Source organism: Bifidobacterium breve DSM 20213 = JCM 1192 (assembly GCF_001025175.1).
GTDB classification, from domain to species: Bacteria; Actinomycetota; Actinomycetes; order Actinomycetales; family Bifidobacteriaceae; genus Bifidobacterium; species Bifidobacterium breve.
In genome coordinates this window covers 436039-454899 of sequence record NZ_AP012324.1, presented here as the reverse complement: position 1 = coordinate 454899, position 18861 = coordinate 436039, and the positions used below count along the sequence as shown (strand labels likewise).

At 59.5% G+C, this 18861-nt stretch carries 9 protein-coding genes, 2 pseudogenes and 1 riboswitch; of the genes and pseudogenes, 3 read left to right on the top strand and 8 right to left on the bottom strand.

The genetic code is table 11. The features are described from left to right. Window positions 1-217: 217 nt before the first annotated feature. Both BBBR_RS01840 and BBBR_RS11035 read right to left on the bottom strand, forming a co-directional pair. Complete coding sequence (locus tag BBBR_RS01840) at window positions 218-4279, bottom strand: ABC transporter ATP-binding protein/permease (RefSeq protein WP_003828299.1); 4062 nt, start codon at window positions 4277-4279, stop codon at window positions 218-220. An 882-nt stretch (window positions 4280-5161) separates the two neighbouring features. Beyond that, window positions 5162-5647 (bottom strand): annotated as a pseudogene (locus BBBR_RS11035) (MFS transporter). A gap of 365 nt (window positions 5648-6012) precedes the next feature. Here BBBR_RS11035 and BBBR_RS01825 point away from each other — a divergent pair. Beyond that, entirely contained in the window at window positions 6013-7836 is a 1824-nt protein-coding gene (locus BBBR_RS01825) for an AMP-dependent synthetase/ligase (RefSeq protein ID WP_014483487.1), read from the top strand. Between the two features lie 272 nt (window positions 7837-8108). On the opposite strand, the pseudogene BBBR_RS10615 reads toward BBBR_RS01825, so the two are convergent. From BBBR_RS10615 to rplS, 5 genes and pseudogenes are all read right to left on the bottom strand, one after another. Next, window positions 8109-8225: pseudogene (locus tag BBBR_RS10615) on the bottom strand (ribulose phosphate epimerase); the annotation flags it as partial. Window positions 8226-8388: 163 nt separating this feature from the next. Further along, the gene (locus BBBR_RS01820; RefSeq protein ID WP_015438436.1) at window positions 8389-9504 is read right to left on the bottom strand and encodes a LacI family DNA-binding transcriptional regulator; all 1116 of its coding nucleotides are present in this window, start codon (window positions 9502-9504) and stop codon (window positions 8389-8391) included. 161 nt (window positions 9505-9665) lie between these two features. Continuing rightward, window positions 9666-10526 (bottom strand): ribonuclease HII, encoded by an 861-nt coding sequence (locus tag BBBR_RS01815; protein WP_003828281.1) that lies wholly within the window; start codon window positions 10524-10526, stop codon window positions 9666-9668. Window positions 10527-10550: 24 nt separating this feature from the next. Continuing rightward, on the bottom strand, window positions 10551-11474 hold the full coding sequence (lepB, locus tag BBBR_RS01810; RefSeq protein ID WP_014483483.1) for a signal peptidase I: 924 nt from the start codon (window positions 11472-11474) through the stop codon (window positions 10551-10553). 168 nt (window positions 11475-11642) lie between these two features. Beyond that, entirely contained in the window at window positions 11643-12008 is a 366-nt protein-coding gene (gene rplS / locus BBBR_RS01805) for a 50S ribosomal protein L19 (protein ID WP_014483482.1), read from the bottom strand. 534 nt (window positions 12009-12542) lie between these two features. Continuing rightward, window positions 12543-12699: riboswitch (M-box (ykoK) riboswitch) on the top strand. Between the two features lie 307 nt (window positions 12700-13006). Between rplS and BBBR_RS01800 the strand changes: the two genes are divergently transcribed. Next, a complete protein-coding gene (locus tag BBBR_RS01800) occupies window positions 13007-14797 on the top strand; it encodes an ABC transporter permease (protein ID WP_003828273.1) in 1791 nt (596 codons plus the stop codon). A 121-nt stretch (window positions 14798-14918) separates the two neighbouring features. After that, window positions 14919-16337, top strand: a complete 1419-nt coding sequence (locus tag BBBR_RS01795) for an ABC transporter ATP-binding protein (protein WP_003828272.1) — start codon at window positions 14919-14921, stop codon at window positions 16335-16337. Between the two features lie 512 nt (window positions 16338-16849). Here the strand turns inward: BBBR_RS01795 and pgi are convergent. Continuing rightward, window positions 16850-18550, bottom strand: coding sequence for a glucose-6-phosphate isomerase (pgi, locus tag BBBR_RS01790; protein WP_003828271.1), 1701 nt, complete (start codon window positions 18548-18550; stop codon window positions 16850-16852). Between the last annotated feature and the right edge of the window lie 311 nt (window positions 18551-18861).

Genomic DNA, 18861 nt, shown 5'->3' with positions numbered 1-18861 from the left:
CCATGTTGCCGCGTTATTGCATCGCTACGTTGCCGCGTTGCCACATCACATTGCATTGCCGCATTGCTGCGTTGCTGCGTTGCCGCATCACATATCGCAACACAAACGCAGCAACGCAATGACAACCGGAGATGGCATCGCCGCCACCCGCGAGGAACCGCAATGCAACGCGGTAACGTAACGCAATGCGATGTGATTCCCGCGTAGTTACAGGCAGTTACAGATTGAGTACCGCATCAGCAATGCGCATAGCGGATTCGCGGTGGGAGACCAGCACCACAGCCGCGCCGCGCTCCTTGTCTGCATGCTGCTCACCCACGGCCATAGCGTGAATGGAACGTAGAATAATAGCCTCGTTCAAAGCATCCAAACGACTGGTCGGCTCGTCGAAAAGCACCAGATCAGCATTGCGCAGGAACACACGAGCCAAACCGATACGCTGGCGTTCACCTTCGGATAGACGGTCGCCCAGCTCGCCTACCTGAGTATCAAGGCCATCGGGCAAGGAATCAATGAGATCAAGCACGGAGGCCTTGGCGAGAGCCTGACGCAAACGAGCGTCGAGACCGTCAGATGCTGCCACCTGAACGGCATCGCCCTCTGCCGATTGCGCCGCCAACCGCTGCTGTCGGGAATCAACGGTCTTGGCACCCACTTCCCCATTGCCTGCAACATTTGCAGCTTCAACCTCGGACTCAGGCAAAGCAATCAGCAGATTGTCTCGGATAGAGCCATCAAACAGGTGGGTTTCCTGGCTCATCATGGCCTGAATACGTCGGCGAGCATGCACATCGACCTCGGGCAGCGGCGTGCCGGACAACGTCACCTGACCGCGCTGCGGATCCCAGTAGCGCAGCAGCAGCTTGAGCATGGTGGACTTGCCCCGGCCGGACGGCCCCTGGATACCCAGCACGCCATGCTGCGGCACGTCAAGCGAGAAGTCGGACAAGACTTCGTGCTCCCCCGCATATGCAAAGGTGACGTCATCAAGACGCATGCCCATATACTCCTGCGGCACAACAGTGCCGTTCTCGGTCACAGCGGGCACCTCGTCCATCAGTCCGAACAATCGGCTAGCGGACGCGAAGGTCTGAGTCAGGTTAGCGGGCAAGGCGGTGAGCGCCAAAGTCGGTCCGAACGAGCTGGCGAACAGCACGAAGGCGGCAATCAGAGCCGGAATGCTCTGCGGGTTCGCGCCGGCACAGGCAATAGCCACGGCGGCCGAAGCCGCTGCGAGCACAGCCACCAAGAGTCCGCTGATTCCGGTGAAACGGCCGTTGACCTTGCTGAGTTTGGCGTGATCCTTCCACAACGCATGGGTACGGTCCTCGATGGCCTGCGCACGTTCCTCGCCGCAGCCAAATCGGATGATTTCGTCCAGGCCGCGCATGTCATCGAGCATCACATTGTCGAGTTCTCCGGCAGCGCCACGGATGGCAGGGCCAAGGTTACGTACGCCGGTGGCAAAGAATCGCGGCACAAGGATGCCGATAACCAGGTGGGCAGCAATCAACGCCAGCGCCATCCATGGGCTTAGGGTGGCGGCCACAATCGTGTAGATGATGGTGGAGGTTACCGCGATGGCCACCGGACTGATGGTGTGGGCAAAGAAGATCTCAAGCAGTTCCACATCGGTGGTCAGCATAGCGATAAGGTTGCCCTTACCTTTGCCCGCGAGCTTGGCCGGCGCCAGTCTGCGCAACGCGGCGAACGCCTTGGAACGGAAGAGTGCGAGCAGATGGAATGCCACATTGTGGTTCAGATATTGTTCGACGTATCGGGTGATACCACACAGAAGAGCACAGATAATCATCATGATGACGGCGGGCGCAACACCCATGCCCCACACCGGATTACCGGTAAGTGCAAATGCCGCGATAATGCCGAACACGGGCTGGAAGGTGGACGAAAGATGGCCGATGGTGCCGGCGGTGGAGGCCACTGCCATCAGTCCTGCCAGCGGTCGGGCTTCCTTAAGCAGTCGCCTGATCACTTGGAATGTGCTCATTTTGGAAGACGAATCGCTATTTGCAACACCAGCCGGAGTCTCAGCCGAAGCCTGCTCACTCCCGCCAGCGGAAGCCGTCGGCAAAGCTGACTGCAGGTGGTCAACCGTCATACCCGCCTCTGCGCTTACACGCGCTGCGCCACCCTCAGTCCGACTGTCGTCGGACAGCTCCTGCTTGCGGGAACCAACCTGCAGCACACGCCGAGCATGGCCTTCTCCGAAGTTCTCAATATCTGCCTGCGTGGCAAACAGCTTGGCGTAGACGCCGTCCGCCGTCATCAGCTCGGCATGGGCGCCCCTCTCAACCGACTTGCCGTGTTCGAGCACCACCACTTGGTCAGCGTGTTCGGCGTTGGCCATGCGATGGGTGATCATAATAACCGTCTTGCCGCGGGATTGTGCCAATTCGCGAATTGTATCCAAGATCAGCTCTTCGGATTCCACGTCAACGCTGCTGGTCGCCTCATCGAACACAAATACCGGCGAATCATGCAGGAGCGCGCGGGCGATGGCGATGCGCTGGCGCTGGCCGCCGGACAGGTTGGCGGCATCGGACTCAATCGGCATGTCCAGTCCGTTCGGCTGTGCGTGCACGAAGGCGGCAATGCGCGCCTGCTCGAGCGCGGACCACAGACGGGAGTCCACGGAATCCGGCGAATCAGGAATCTCGTCATCGGGCAAGGCCATCAGAAGATTCTCGCGCAATGTGCCCGCAAACAGATGGCTGCTGGCACCAATCACAGTGACGGCTCCAGCCAGTGTTTCGCCTGACAAATCGGATACCTCGACGCCGTTCAGCGTGAGCGAACCTCGGTAACCGGCCAGTGTACCGGCAGGCAGCGAGGCGGCCGTGGACTTGCCGGAACCGGAGATGCCAACAATGGCGGTGAACTGACCGGGCTGTGCGGCGAAGGTGATGTTGGTAAGCGCAGGAGCGACGGCGGAATTGGGGCTGGTTTCACCTTGCTTATCGGCCTTTGCGGATGCGGACTTGGAGTCGCCATGCCCGGCATCATCATAGGAATAGCCGACGTGATCGAAGCGGACCGTCAGACCGTCGTCAGCGGAATCGGAATCGTTGGCCGGCAGAGTTGCCGTGCCATGCTCGGGCTCCGGGGTGTCCAGCAGAGCGAAGATGCGCTTGGTGGAGGTCATGCCGTTCATCGCCACGTGGAAGAACGAGCCAAGCTGACGCATGGGAATAAAGAATTCGGCGGACAGCAGCACAATGAACAGCAGACCGGTAAGAGACAGCGGGTAGCCCACCCCGAACGGGATGAGATAGTGCAGGCCGTATGCCGCGTAGGCAAGCACACCAGGCAGATGTGAGGCTAGTGCGATTGGCGACCAGCCGGACGCACCATTGGCAAAAGCATCGCCAATATGCGCGTATTGCCATAACGCCACACCGACGCCGGCCGCAGCACCGCCGTAGGCCACTATGTCCATGGCGGTCAGCGAACGCAACTGAATCTGCAACACCCGCATGGTCATCACGCGGAAGCCTTCAGCTTTCTTGTCCATCTCGATGGCGGCGTGCTCGTCAGCGTCGAAGTTTTTCAGGGTCTCAAGGCCTTGGAGATTGTCGAGGAACGCGGCGCCCATATCGGTGTAGCGCACCCAGTACTTCTTGAAGGCGCGGGCGGCGGTCATGGAGACGATGCCGGTCACGATGATGATGAGCGGCGCGCAGACCAGCATGACGGCAGCAGCGGGCACGTTAATCGGCGCAATGGCCACGAACAAGGTGATTGGCGCAAGAATCGCATAGAAGAACTGCGGCAGGAACAGTTCAAAGAAGCTTTGAATCTGTTCAACACCTTCGCCGGCGGATTGCACCACATCCGAGGTCTTGATGCGGGTTTTGTAGGACGGGCCGAGTGCCACCATTTTGCGGTACAGCTTGGATCGCAAAGCCAGTTTGACCCGCTCGGCGGCTTCGGTGCCGAGGCGGGTGGCATGCGTGGTGGCCGTGTACCGAACCACTATGCAGACCAGAGCAAGCAGCGCGTAAATCATGACGTCGCCAGCCATGGGCAGCACATCCGCGCCGTGCTGATCAGACAACGGCACGGGGCAGGCCACGCCTTGCGAAGTGCCGCCGCATTGGAGCAGCGGCGGTGCCACAGCGGCCAGCAAGCTGTTCAGCAGCATTACCAGCGACAGCATAGAACCAATGTTGGCAAACAGACCTACCCACATCAGTGCCACTTTGCCGGCTATGAGTTTTTTCAAGCCGGGCGCCAATTGGAACAGCCGTTTGTCGAACATGGTTCGTTTCCCCTCGCCGTGTTGACTGCCGCGTTATTGCAGTAGGTCTCGTCATACGTCCAGTCGCGTGTGCCACCGATCGCATACTCATACATACCGGTGGGGCACATTGCGCGCAATCCTATTACCCTAGGCGAAAGCGCATATACACGCCAGACCTTCGACCGAGACAACCGTCACACCAAATTTCCGTTCCCGAATACGAATCCGCACAATGCGGAGCACTCTTTTCCTGAAAATAGAATTTGCGTATTTGCCCGGCATCGCACAGTCGCGGCCACGTCCACACCCACAGCCATGCCCCGGCCACAGTCGAGGTCGCAACCACAGCCATAAATCCCGTTTTCACAGTTACAAGGCACCGATTCCACTGCCCAATGGCCTATCTCCGTTTCAAGGGGCGGATTTCGGTGTCTCCGGAGGTCTATCTCCGTTTCAAGGGGCTGCTTATCCATGAAACCGCAAGTAGTAACGGCTTTATACCAACGTCATTCCGCCATTTTGGGTCAGTTTCTACTTGGGCATCAGCCCCTTGAAGCGGAGATAGACCTCCGGCAAAGGCCAAATCCGCCCCTTGAAACGGAAGTAGGCATCCCCACGAAGCGAAACCGGCCCGTGTGACTGCGCCAACGCCCTCTGGCGGCGGTTGCTCTTCACCTATTCCATGCAAAAGAGGCATGAAAAAGCCGTCTGCGCGCAACTCTCCGAAGAAAATTACGCTACAAACGGCTATTCACATAGAGCAAGCAAGCAGCTGGGAATCAGTGCTGCTTCTGCGCGTTGACCAGCGCTTCGGCTGCGGCCTTGGTGGCGATGGCACGCTCCTTGGCACGGGCGAGCGCGGGCCAGCTCGGCCTCGGCGGCCTTGATGTCGGACTCGGCCTACTTGGGGTCGGCGGTGGCACGCACCACTTCGAGCTGGGCGTTGGACTGCTTCTCGTCCTTCGGCTTCCACAGCTCGGCGATCTCTTCCAGCGTCTTGTCCTTGGTCTCAGGCACGAAGGTGACCACACCAAGGAAGCAGATCAGGTTGGTGCAGGCAAACACGAGGAAGGTGCCCATACCGCCAATGGAGCTAATCAGCATCGGGGTGAACTGGCCGATGGCCCAGTTAGTGGCCTACAGAAACACGGTGCAGATACCGGTGGCGCGGCCACGCAGGTAGGTCGGGAAGAGCTCCGGAATCATAATCCACGGAATCGGGCCCATCGAGAAGGCGAAGCAAGAGGTGAAGCACATCACGAAGATGAGCATGCGCAGCTGGTAGTTGTTCGCATAGGAGAAGGAGATACCGAGGGCGAACAGCACCATGAGGCCGGAGCCGACCGCCATGAGCTTCTTACGGCCGGCGGTATCAATCAGGTACATGCCCACCACGGTGAACACGAGCTCGATGCCGCCCCCAGCCCATACGGACCCCTAAATGAGACTTTGTGGCAAATCGTTGTCAAACCGTTATCTTTCATACAAATTGCGCCAAGCCACTTACACAATTGATGCACTGTGTTACTCGCACGGCGCCAGGCGACTGGCAATACATCCACGGTTCTGGACAACCGATGACGGACAGTGACAGCGCACTTCTGCAGTCGCCCTTGTAGACAACCGACAAAAGCATCCGCGCAACTTTTTCAGTGCGCACAACGCGCCGTATCTTACGCAAGCGTAACCTGTATTGTCAGAATGGCTCGAATTGTCAACCCGCCATCATGTTTGTAAGGAATAACGGCCGTATGCTTACCGAATACACCACGCCCGGCGAATCCATCGAGATCCGCGATGACCAAACCATCTATTCACTGCTCACCGACCGACTGGCCCGCACCGGTGCCGACACGGTAATCGCAGCCAAGAAAATCGGCCCGGGGCGTTGGCAGAACGTCACCACCGGCGAATTCCACGAGCGTGTGGTCTCTGCCGCCAAGGGTCTCATCGCTTTGGGCATCACCAAAGGCGACGCGGTCACTATCTTCTCCTCCACCCGCCTTGAATGGGGCATCCTCGACTTCGCGCTGGCTGCAGTGGGCGCGGTGAGCGTGCCGATTTACGACACTGACTCCGCCCCGCAAGCCCAGCGCATCATGAACGATTCCGCGGTCAAGCTGGCCTTTGCCGACAACCGCGAACGCTATGACCGGCTCGATTCGGTCAAGGACCACTGCCCCACGTTGAAGCAGATTCTTATGATTGACGGCAACGCACTGGGTGCTTTGGAAGGCCTCGGCGTGGCTGTCTCCGACGAAGAGCTGGACGAGCACGTGGCCACCGTACGCACCAATGACCTGGCCACCATCGTGTATACCTCTGGCTCCACCGGCAACCCGAAGGGTGCGGAGCTGACCCACAAGAACTTCGTGTCCATTACCATCGCCGCCTCGCAGGCGCTGCATGAGGTGGTTCTCGACGATCACCCGCGATTGCTGCTCTTCCTGCCGTTGGCCCACTGCTTCGCGCGATTCATCCAGTACGCCTCCATCGCCTCCGACGACGGCGTGGTCGGCTACCTGCCGGACACCAAGTCGCTGCTGCCGGATCTGCGTTCCTTTGAGCCGACCTACCTGCTGGGTGTGCCGCGTGTGTTCGAGAAGGTGTACAACGCCGCCTCGCACAAGGCCGGCGCCGGCTGGAAGGGTCGCCTGTTCTTGAAGGCCGCCGAGGCAGCGCGCGTCTGGAGCCGCAAGGAGCAGGCGGGCGAGCAGCATACGTTTGCCGAGATCGCCGAGCGCGCCAAGTACGAGACGCTCGTCTACCGCACGGTTCGTGGCGCTCTGGGCCCGAAGATCAAGTACGTGGCTTGCGGCGGAGCGCCGCTGTCGCTTGATCTGGCGCATTTCTACAACGGCATCGGACTGCCGATGATCCAGGGCTACGGCATGACCGAAACCGCCGCCCCGTTCGCCGCCACACGCGTGACCGACAATGTGATCGGCACGGTGGGCCAGCCCGCTCCCGGCTCCTCGATTCGTATTTCCGATGAGGGCGAGCTGCAGGTCAAGGGCCCGAACGTGTTCCGCGGCTACCATAATCTGCCCGAGAAAACGGCCGAGGCGTTCACCGCCGACGGCTGGCTCAGGACCGGCGATTTGGCCGAGATTGATGACGAGGGCCGCATCATCATCACCGGCCGCATCAAGGACATTATTATCACCGCCGGCGGCAAGAACGTCTCCCCCATCCCGCTGGAGGAGGAGATCGCCAAGTGCCCGATCGTGGAGCATTGCGTGGTGGTGGGCGACCAGCGCCCGTTCATCGGCGCGCTGGTGACGCTCGACCCGGAGTCGCTGGCCATCTGGCTGCCCGCACACGGACTGTCCACGGAGACGCCGGTTGACCGTCTGGCCACGAACGCCGCAGTGCGCGAAGAGATCCAGCAGTACGTGGATAAAGCGAACGCGACGGTTTCGCGCGCCGAGTCCGTGCGCAAGTTCGCCGTGCTGGATACGCAATTCACGCAGGAGAACAAGTGCCTGACACCGTCCCTCAAAGTGGTGCGCCCGGCTGTCAACCGCGTGTTCGCCGATGCGATCGACAGCGAAATCTATAACGGCAAGCGGTGAGCCACCGTTCCCTAATCTGATCAAGCTGATAATGGAAGAGGCCCCGCGCCGGTCCTCTTCCATTTTTGTAGGTAAGCACTTACCGATACCGCCACGTGGCACCACCGCCCATCTTGGAGGTGATTTCACAGTCTCCATCGACGTCACCATCTGGACTTACCTGCTCAAGCTGCCATTGGTTTGACGGTTAACATCAATTCGATACAGTGGCGGCAATATTTATCGAGACGAAGGAATGCTGCGTTATGGCCACTGAACGTCCGCTTGTTGCGGCCATGGCTCTGCATGAGGACAGCCGGGGACTTCGGGTACTTCTTCAGGGTCTCGATGACGCCCTCACCGATGGCCTCGGAGCCGACGAGGCGGAACGGGCCAACCGGCACGCCCCCTAGCGAAGCAAAACCACCAGCAACCGGGAAATAAGCCCCACTGAGCGGCACTCAGCAAAGCAAAACCACGAGCAAACCGATAATCCACCCCGCTGAACGGCACTCAGCACAGCAAAATAGCGGTTTGACCGAGAGAGTGCCCCAAAAAAGCTAATCCGCTGTTCTACCGCCGCGGGGCGGGACCGAGGGAACGACGGGCACACATCTCAGCGGGAATCAACCCCACGCCATGCTGCTGGGACAGGAACGTCGGTTCCGTCCCCTCCCCCAACAGTCGCAGCGTCTCACGCATGGCGGCCACGCCGAGCCCCTCGAAATCAGGGTGCACGGTAGTCAGCGGCGGATACAGGTTATCCATACCGGCCATGTCATCGAAGCCAACCACGCTGATATCCTGCGGAATCCGCAGGCTATGCTCATGCAGCGAGCGCACAACGCCAACGGCCTGATTGTCGTTCGCGGCAACAACTGCGGTGGGCAGCGGCACACCAGTGCGACCATACTCGTCCAACAAATGATTCATATGCGCATATGCCTCATCGGCATCCCAAGTGTGACAGCGCACGATCTGCGAGTCAATAGATCGGGCCGCGGCCAGCTTGCGCCAAGCGTCAAGGCGAGTATGGGCGTCACGCCACTCGTTCGGGCCAGCGAAGTACAGGGCGGACTTATGGCCGTACTCCCCCAGCAGACTCACCACCTTGGCCATCGCTCCCCACTGATCGATGCCGACCATCGCCGTACGGCGTTTGTTTGCAGTGGAAATCAGGCTCATCCCCTCGCGCACGGTCATCTGGCCGTGGGTGGAGGTCACAATCACACGCGGCTGGTTGACGCGCGCACGGCAGGCGGCAGCGAACATCACATCAGTCGGGGTCAGGAAAATGAAGGCGTCAACGTTCTGCTCATTGAAGGTGTCGCACAGATTGTCGAAGTCGGACTGCGTGCACAGAGCCTCATGCACCATCATCACGCTCATGAACAGTCCATGTTCGCGGGCGATAGATTCGATGGAGGTAATGGCGGAAATCAGACCAAAGAACTTCAGGCCGCCAGCGATCAAACCGATAGTACGTGAACGGCGGGAAGCCAAGGCACGAGCGGAATTGGAGGGACGATATCCAAGCTCGTCAATGGCGGCCTGCACACGGGCACGCGTGGCATCAGACACATCCGGCGAATCGTTGATCACACGGGATACGGTCTGGTGACTGACCCCGGCGAGTTTGGCCACCTCGAACATGGATGGGCGCTTGTTTGGTTTGCGGCTGGTCACCATACTGCCCGAACCTCCCCGCTGGCGGCCGAATTCCGTGCCCGGCCGTGCTGCACCTTATTAATTATTGACTTTAGCGCGCCTGAGGCGATTTCGCGTGAGCGCTCACATTGTCGTGTCGCGAATCGGTCTGGAGCCACTGCGCTGCATGGCAATCCGCAACATCAGGTCAAATGCCAGGAAGTGCGATGCAGTGGAGTCGGTCCATACTCGGCGATGGCCGCACGATGAGCCGCGGAACCGTAGCCCTTGTTGTGATCCCACTCATAGGCGGCATATCGCGGATTGCCCTGCGCGATGGAGACCATCAGCCGGTCACGGGTGACTTTTGCGATAACCGCAGCAGTCGCCACGGTGGCACAATGCTGGTCGCCCTTGACTTTGGTGGTCACGTCGGCCGGGATCGGCACATCCGGAGCGTCAAAGGTGTTGAGGGCCTTGGTGATGTAATCGCTGGGGCCATCGAGAATGGCGCCGATGGTGATGGGCCGTCGGCTCGGCAAAGGCCTCCCCTCAGTCGCCGTAAGGCAGCTCCCCTCCCGAGGGGAGCCAAATTCGCTTCCCACGCCAAGGTCACGCTCGACCTGATTGAGGGCGCGCAAAGCGGCCACGCCGAGCGCATAGGTAATGCCCCACTCATCGATTTCGGCATTGCTGGACTGGCCGACGGCATAGGCAGCGCACCAACTGCACAACTCATCGAAAATGGCTTCACGCCGGTGCTCGGTCAACATTTTGGAATCGGCCACACCGGCAGGTACGGACAGATATGGAGCGGGATTCGGGGTGATCACGCCTGCATCGGTGCCATTGTCACCGGACACACGCGAAGAGGCGGCAGAACCAGCAGCCTGAGCCAATTCGCCATCGGCATCCGGTTTCAAATCACGAGCCCAAATGGCAGCGCACCCGACCATGACCGGGCCGGCCAACGCGCCGCGGCCAACTTCGTCAAAGCCAACAATAAGGTCATAGCCTTGGGAGGCAAGGCTTCGTTCAAGATCAAGCGTTGGGGTAATCATCATTTCGCTTCACAGGTAAGGCGCCGCTCAGGACGCGGAGCCGGACGACGCGTCGGGAACGTCCTTGAACACATCATGGTGAGATGCCAGAAGCCCGATATGGTTAATCGGCCAGTAAATCGCCAGACCCGTGCCCACCACGTCATCAATGGGAACCAAGCCATGGTCATTATCGTTCTGATGGTAACGGGAATCGGCTGAATTGGAGCGGTTGTCGCCCATAACAAACACATGCCCTTCCGTGACGGTCACGGAAAACGGGAAGGCGCTGGGCTCTACTCCCGGGCGAATGTACGATGATTCGTCAATCTCCACACCATTGATGGTGATTGGCTGGCCGGCCCCTTTGCACTCGATCACATCGCCAGGCATGCCAATCAGTCGTTTGATCAGGAATCCGCCACCGATGGCGTTGCTTTGCTCCTCATTCAGCCAGTTGTTGGGATCCTTGAACACCACCACATCACCGCGCTGCAGATTGAAGATTTTGCTGGTCATCACACGATCGCCGGGTACAAAAGTATCCATCATCGAGCGAGAAGGAATCTCATAGAAGCCGACGAGGAAGATGCGCACCAACAGCACGATGAGGATGGGCGTGCCACACCAAATCGCGAAATCACGCAGCGTGAATCGATCGTCACCCGTTCGCGCCGCCGCAGAATCAGCGTGCTTGGCCCGCGAACTGCGAGAAGAGCGGATGGGCGCGGGAGGAACCGGAGACAACGCGACACCGTGGTCCGCCACCTGGAAGGTCCGCGAGTCACGAGCATCATCGTCCAATGGAGGCTGGTAAGCACCGGAATCAGCCGAATCGTCGCCGGAAAAATCGTATGCAGCGGAGCGGGTGGCAAGAGGCTCATCAGTCGCGGATTCCGCAGTGCTCGACCCATTCCAGATTTCCAGAGTGTCAAGGGCCGGGGATTCACCGTTGTCCTGATCGTCCTGCATGGTGTCTCCTTGCGATTCATAATGCCAGGCATGGTCGTGTTGCCGGCGAGCGTCCATCATACGCGAGCAAAACGAAAACAGCCCGGAACCCGAACGGTTCCGAGCTGAATTTCACGGTTTATTTGCGTGAACCGAATATCGGCTGCGCGATCAAACCTGTGTGACGACTCACTTGGCGGAGTTGTCGCGGCGCTCGACGATACGAGCGGCCTTACCGCGCAGAGCGCGCAGGTAGTACAGCTTGGCGCGACGAACGCGGCCACGACGCACGAGCTTGATGGAGTCGATGGACGGGGAGTGCAGCGGGAAGCGGCGCTCCACACCAGTGCCAAAGCTGATCTTGCGGACGATGAAGGTCTCGCGAACGCCGGCACCCTTACGAGCGATCACCACACCGGTGAAGGTCTGGATACGGGAGTTGTTGCCTTCCTGAATCTTCACGTTCACGTCGACGGTGTCGCCGGGACGGAAAGCCGGGATTTCCTCGGCCGGCTTGAGGTGCTTGGCGTCAAAAGCCTCAACAGCGTTAACCATTGTTGTTCCTTCAGTGCTGCCGCATATCAGCGCCAGGTTGGGGCCATCCGTCGCGCTCATGCCGCTCGCCTTTGGCAGCTGCATGGCTGGTGGCCTGTTCTTGTTATCCTTCGGGTTTGCCCTCGGGAAGCCTGTCAATCCGCCGAAAGTCGGGCTTCTCAGCCGTTCGGACTGGACTCGTGGAGACGCGGGCTTATGCGGCGGCCCGTTTCTCGACACAGCAATCGATTATTTTACGGATTACGGAGGACAGCCGATTGAAGACCCACAGCACCCGCCCACCATATGCACGGCGTACTGCCTCCTTGATATGCCGCGAAACGTCCGCAAGTATGCGGCCCAACGAACCCCTCGCATACATACGGACGTTTCAGCCCATCAAAACGTCCGTGTGTATGCGACCTATTCGTCGGAACGCATACACACGGACGCCGGGAAACAACGCAAACGTTGGCGACATGACTGACGGGGATGACTCGCTGTGAACTCGCCCAGCAACCACATAGTTGACAGGCTTGCGGTCGGGCTTTATCTTGGGAGCGTCGGTAGGCGAGGCTACCGCAGGGATATGGGTTGCTGCCGCTAACAGTGGAGACACTGCATGCTGGTCAACAGTTCTTGTCGGATCAAGGCATGAACTAATGCAATTCCACCGCCCTGCGATGCTGAAGCTTGAACGATGGCTCGAATCGGCGGATTCGAATACTTTCCGCCCCTCCTGCTGGTCGCAAGGATACCGACGACGGTATGGTTTTGCGCCGCGAGCGCACGACGGCAAGGAGGTGAGAGTCCGATGGACGGTGATTATTCCAGTAGTTCCGCCGCTGGCAACAGTCATAGTTGTTGCGGTGATGATGTCTTTTTTCGTTATTCCGTTATCCGTCAAGTCGGGCTCCTGCCCGTATCGCTCCTTGGCTCCCCTCGCTGAGATGGATCAAGGACGCCCACCCGGATAACCCTTGCATAATTTGTCTTTCCTATGCATAGGGAGGTCTTCCATGACCATGTTTTCGTTCAACCATGCCGCCATGCGCCCAAGCTCGCCGGCACGAAACCCCTCCACTTCCTCGGCCGACCGTCAACCATTCGCCGTGCGTATTGCCGCCGACGCGCTGGTCATCGCCGGCATTTTGGCACTGTTCGGCTTGATCGCCTGGATTCTGCCGGCCATCGGCGAACCCATCGGCCCGAAAGGCGTGCCGTCATCGGTGAGTACGAATCTTGCCGACCTGCCGTATTACGCGCTGCGTTCAGTATTCCGTATGTTCGTGGCGCTGTTCTTCTCGCTGGTATTCACGTTTGTGTACGGCACGGCGGCCGCGCGCTGCCGCAGGCTCAGCCGCGTGTTGATTCCGCTGCTGGACATCCTGCAGTCGGTGCCGATTCTGGGCTTTCTTTCCGCCACCATCACTATTTGGATGGTGCTGTTCCCCGGTTCGATGCTGGGTGTGGAAGCCGCGTCGATTTTCGCCATCTTCACCAGTCAGGCATGGAATATGGCGTTCTCGTTCACCCGGTCCCTGACCAGCGAGCCGCGCGAACTCGATGAGGCGGCCCGCTCCCTGAGGCTTACCCGCTGGCAGCGATTCTGGACGTTGGACGTGCCAAACGCGATGATTCCGCTGCTCTGGAACTGCATGATGAGCGTGGGCGGGGGCTGGTTCTTCCTGACCGCGTCCGAGATGATTTCAGTCAACAATCACACGTATGCATTGCCCGGTATCGGCAGTTTTGTGGCGCAGGCGGCGGCCGAGGAGAACCTCGCGGCAATCTGCTGGGCCATCGTGACGATGGTGGCAGTCGTGCTGCTGATTGACGTGCTGCTCTGGAAACCGCTGACCGCGTGGGCCGAGAAATTCCGCATTACACAAAGCGAGTCCGCAGTACGCAAGACCAGTGCGGTGCTGACCATAATCCGCCAGTCTCATATCGACGAGATGCTTGACCGCCTCTTTCAGCCGGTCGGCGAGCTGTTCGACACGCTGACCCGGCCGCTGGGCCGCACCGGAGGACGCTGGCCCGTTGAGACAAAGTCCACCCGAAGCCGCGTACTTGACGTGCTCTTTATGGTGGTCGTCGTGACGGCAAGCGCGTTCGGGGTAATCGAGCTCATGCTGGTGATTCACCGCGATGCGGGCTTTGACGAGTTGGGACATGCTCTCGCACTCGGCATGCTGACCTTCCTGCGAGTGGCGCTGCTCACCATTGTTTGTTCGGTGATATGGGTGCCTGTTGGGGCTTTAATCGGCATGAATCCACGGGTCTCGCGGTTCATGCAGCCGATTGTGCAGGTACTGGCCAGCTTCCCCTCGAACTTCACGTTCCCGTTCGTGACGCTCTGGTTTGTGGCGTGCAGCGTGAATATCAATTGGGGCAGCATCCTGCTGATGGCGCTAGGCACACAGTGGTACATCCTGTTTAACGTGATTGCCGGAGCCAGTCAGATTCCTGATGATTTGCGTGAAATGGCACACAGCTTCCAGCTGGGGCGTTGGCAGCGATGGCGCGAGCTGATTCTTCCGGCAGTGTTCGGGTCGTGGGTCACGGGCGGTATCACGGCGGCCGGCGGCGCATGGAATGCGTCAATCGTTTCGGAAATCGTCAGCTACGGACAGCACACGTTGACCGCTTCCGGGCTGGGCGCTTACATTGCCGAGGCCACGGAGAACGGCGACACCGTGCGCACCATCATCGGCGTGGCTGTGATGAGCGTGTTTGTCGTGGCAGTCAACCGCCTGTTCTGGAATCCGCTGCAGCGACTGGCTGAACGTCGATTCGCGCTGAATTAATGACGTTATATGGAGCTCCCCTCAGCCGCCTTTGGCGACAGCTCCCCCTCAGGGAGGGTAGCTGAATGCGAAGCGGGCTGAGCCCCTCCCCCAAAAAAATTAAGGACTTAAGGAGAACACTATGACCATCGCAAAAGAAACCATTCGTTCGCTGCGGGCGGTGACCCCGCAAAGCACCATCATCGAAGCACGGCACATCAGCCAGCGCTTCACGGCGGACAACGGCACCGAGCTCACCGTGCTGCACGACATCTCATTCAACCTCTACGAGGGCGAGATCGTTGCGATTCTGGGCCGTTCGGGCGCCGGCAAGTCCACATTCTTGCGTGCACTGGCCGGACTGGTCAAGCCCACCAGCGGCACGGTCAAGTATCGCGGCGAGACTTTGACCGGGCCGAATCCCGGCATCGCGCTCGTATTCCAAACCTTCGCACTGATGCCGTGGCTCACGGTGCAAGACAATGTGGAGTTGGGTCTCAAGGCACGCGGCGTGCCGAAGGCGAAGCGCACCAAACTGGCGCTGGATGCCATTGACATGATTGGCCTGGATGGCTTTGAATCGGCATATCCCAAGGAATTGTCCGGCGGCATGCGGCAGCGCGTGGGCATCGCGCGCGCATTGGTGTTGCAGCCGGATGCACTGTTTATGGATGAGCCGTTCTCCGCGCTGGATGTGCTGACTGCCGAGAATCTTCGTCAGGAAGTGCTCAAGCTGTGGTCGAGTGAACAGCGCAGCATCAAATCGGTGCTGATGGTTACGCACAACATTGAAGAGGCCGTGGAGATGGCCGACCGTGTGGTGGTGCTGGGCTCGCATCCGGGACATCTGATCGCCAATGTTCGGGTCGATTTGCCGCGCCCGCGCGACCGTCACAGCGCGGCATTCGAGGCGATGATGGACAAGCTGTATGCGATTTTGACCAGGCAGGCCACACAGCCCGCGCAGCCCGCGCACAAGGCCGAGGCTCCCGAACTATCGGCATCGAGTGCGAACGTGCCGGCCATGGATGAGACCAACCTGCAGACGGCTGAACCCCTAGAGAAGATCAAGGGCCGGCCGTTGCCGAACGCCACACCGGGCGGACTGGCAGGCTTGCTGGATGTGGTTGCCGAACATCCGGACGGCATCGACTTGGCTGACCTGGCATCGGATCTCTCGTTCGAGGTCGATGACCTGTTCCCGCTGGTGGATGCCGGCACGCTGCTGCATGTAATCGTCGTGCGCGACGGCCATGTACAAATCACCGAGGCTGGCGACGCTTGGCATCAGGCGGATATTCTGCGCGCCAAGCAGGTGTTCGCCTCGCTGGCGATGGAGCATGTGCCGCTGGTACGCAATATCGAACATGCGTTGCGGCACGCCTCGGGCGGTCATCTGCGTGGCGAACTCATGCTGGATCTGCTGCACGCGCGGTATTCCGACGAGGACGCACACCAGCAGTTCGCCATCGCCGTGGAGTGGGGCCGTTACGGCGAATTGTTCGATTACGATGCCGACGACGACCTGCTGACGCTGGATGAGGCGAATAAGGGTGCCTGAGCGTTGCTTCCCGCACCAAGGCATTCGCCCATCATTTCCGATACCGGACGCGATAAAGGCGACCGAGCACACTGGCGATGCGGGCGATGCGATAACCGACCTACATAGTGCCTTTATACCTGCAACCTATTTCGAGAGCTCCATTTATGAATTTGTTTGCAGGTATAAAGACACCAATAAGACGATTGCAGGTATTTGGTGTCAATGTGGAGGACGTGTGAGGCTCTAACTCGACGCAAAATACCTGCGACCTTTGTAAAAGACACCTTATATACCTGCGAATAGGCGTCAGAGCGGAATGACCACGTTCAATTCCTCTAACAGACTTCAGCCCGCATATGCAAAAGGCCCGGCATCCGGAGATGTCGGGCCCTTAGCAGGATTCCTCAGTCAACTTTCTTGAGGAAGGCGAATCAGAACTCGCGACGTGGACGGTCGCCAGACCGACCATCAAACAACACAGCGCGGCGCGCCAACCGCGAGTTCTGATTGAAGCGACGCAGGAGCGGAGATCAGAACTCGCGGTTGGCGCGGTAGAACTTGATCAGGCTCTGGGTGGAGGCATCCTGGGCGGCGAGGGCTTCGTCGTCCTGGGAGATGGCCGGGGTGATCTGCTTGGCAAGCTGCTTGCCAAGCTCGACGCCCCACTGATCATAGGAGTCGAGGCCCCAGACGGTGCCTTCCACGAAGGTGACGTGCTCGTACAGGGCGATGAGCTCGCCGAGTGCGAACGGGGTCAGGGCCACACCGAAGATGGAGGTGGTCGGGCGGTTGCCGGAGAACACGCGGGCCGGAACGATCTCTTCCGGAGTGCCCTCGGCGCGAACCTCGTCAGCGGTCTTGCCGAATGCCAGAGCCTTGGTCTGAGCGAAGTAGTTGCCCAGGAACAGCTCGTGCACGTCCTGGTCGCCATCCTTGGTCGGGTTCGGGGTGTTGACGAACGCGATGAAGTCGGCCGGGATGAGCTGGGTGCCCTGGTGGATCAGCTGGTAGAAGGCGTGCTGGCCGTTGGTGCCGGGCTCGCCCCAGAAGATCTCGCCGGTCTCGGAGGTAACGGGGGTGCCGTCCCAGCGCACGGACTTGCCATTGGACTCCATGGTCAGCTGCTGCAGGTAGGCCGGGAAGCGGTGCAGGTACTGGTCGTACGGCAGCACGGCGTGGGAGGCGACCTTGAAGAAGTTGCGGTACCAGACGTTGAGCATGCCAAGCAGCACCACGACGTTCTTCTCGAACGGGGTGTTGGCGAAGTACTCGTCGATCTCGTGGAAGCCGTGCAGGAACTCCTCGAAACGAGCCGGGCCGAAGACCACGGCGAGGGAGGTGCCGACGGCGGAGTCGACGGAGTAACGGCCGCCAACCCAGTTCCAGAAACCGAACGCGTTGTTCGGATCGATGCCGAACTCCTCGACCTTCTCCAGGTTGGTGGAGACGGCCACGAAGTGCTTCTTGATGGCTTCGGCCTTCTGAGCCTCATCACCCTCGGCGATAGCGCCGTTGGCGGCGAGCTCCTCGAGCAGCCAGGTGCGGGCTTCGCGAGCGTTGGTCAGGGTCTCCAGGGTGGTGAAGGTCTTGGAAACGATGATGAACAGGGTGGTCTCCGGGTCGAGGCCCTTGGTCTTCTCGGCCAGGTCGTTCGGGTCGATGTTGGAGATGTAGCGAGCGGAGATGCCAGCGTCGGCGTACGGCTTCAGCGCTTCGTACACCATGACGGGACCCAGGTCGGAGCCGCCGATGCCGATGTTGACTACGGTCTCGATCTTGCGGCCGGTCACGCCGGTCCACTTGCCGGAACGAACGTCGTCAGCAAAGGCGTAGATCTTGTCGAGGGTCTCGCGCACGTCCTTGACGGTGTCCTGACCGTCAACGATGTACTTGCCTTCGTCCTCAACCGGGCGGCGCAGAGCGGTGTGCAGCACAGCGCGGTCTTCGGTGTTGTTGATGTGCACGCCGGAGTACATAGCCTTGGTGCGCTCGTCAAGCTTGACGGCCTTGGCGAGGTTGGCGAACAGCTGGAGGGTCTCCGGCTTGATCAGGTTCTTGGAGAGGTCGAAGTGCAGATCGCCAGCGTCGAAGGACAGCTTGTCGACGCGCTCGGCGTCATCGGCGAACCACTTCTTGAGGCTGACACCCTCGGACTGAAGCTCGTCATAGTGCTTCTGCAGGGCGGCCCACTCGGGGGTCTGGGTGGCGTCAACGGGCGGATTGATGGCCATAGGATTCCATTCCTTTCATCAGTGACTGGAGCGCCTGTGCATACAGCTCACACACGCTCCGTATCACCAAACAGAATACTCACAAATTCAGACATAAAAAGAACAAAATTATTCAATTGAGATAAATGACATCGATTGCACCGTTGCGTTAACCATAATACCGCAATCTCAGGCCGCAGTCACGACTAAACAAAGCCATTCCCAACGGAATTCGACTCACTTGTCGCGAAAGATTCGACGCCTGCATACCAGCGAAATCATGTGCGACACCACCAATCATTCTTGATTGGACTTTTCGCGGGGTTACTTTA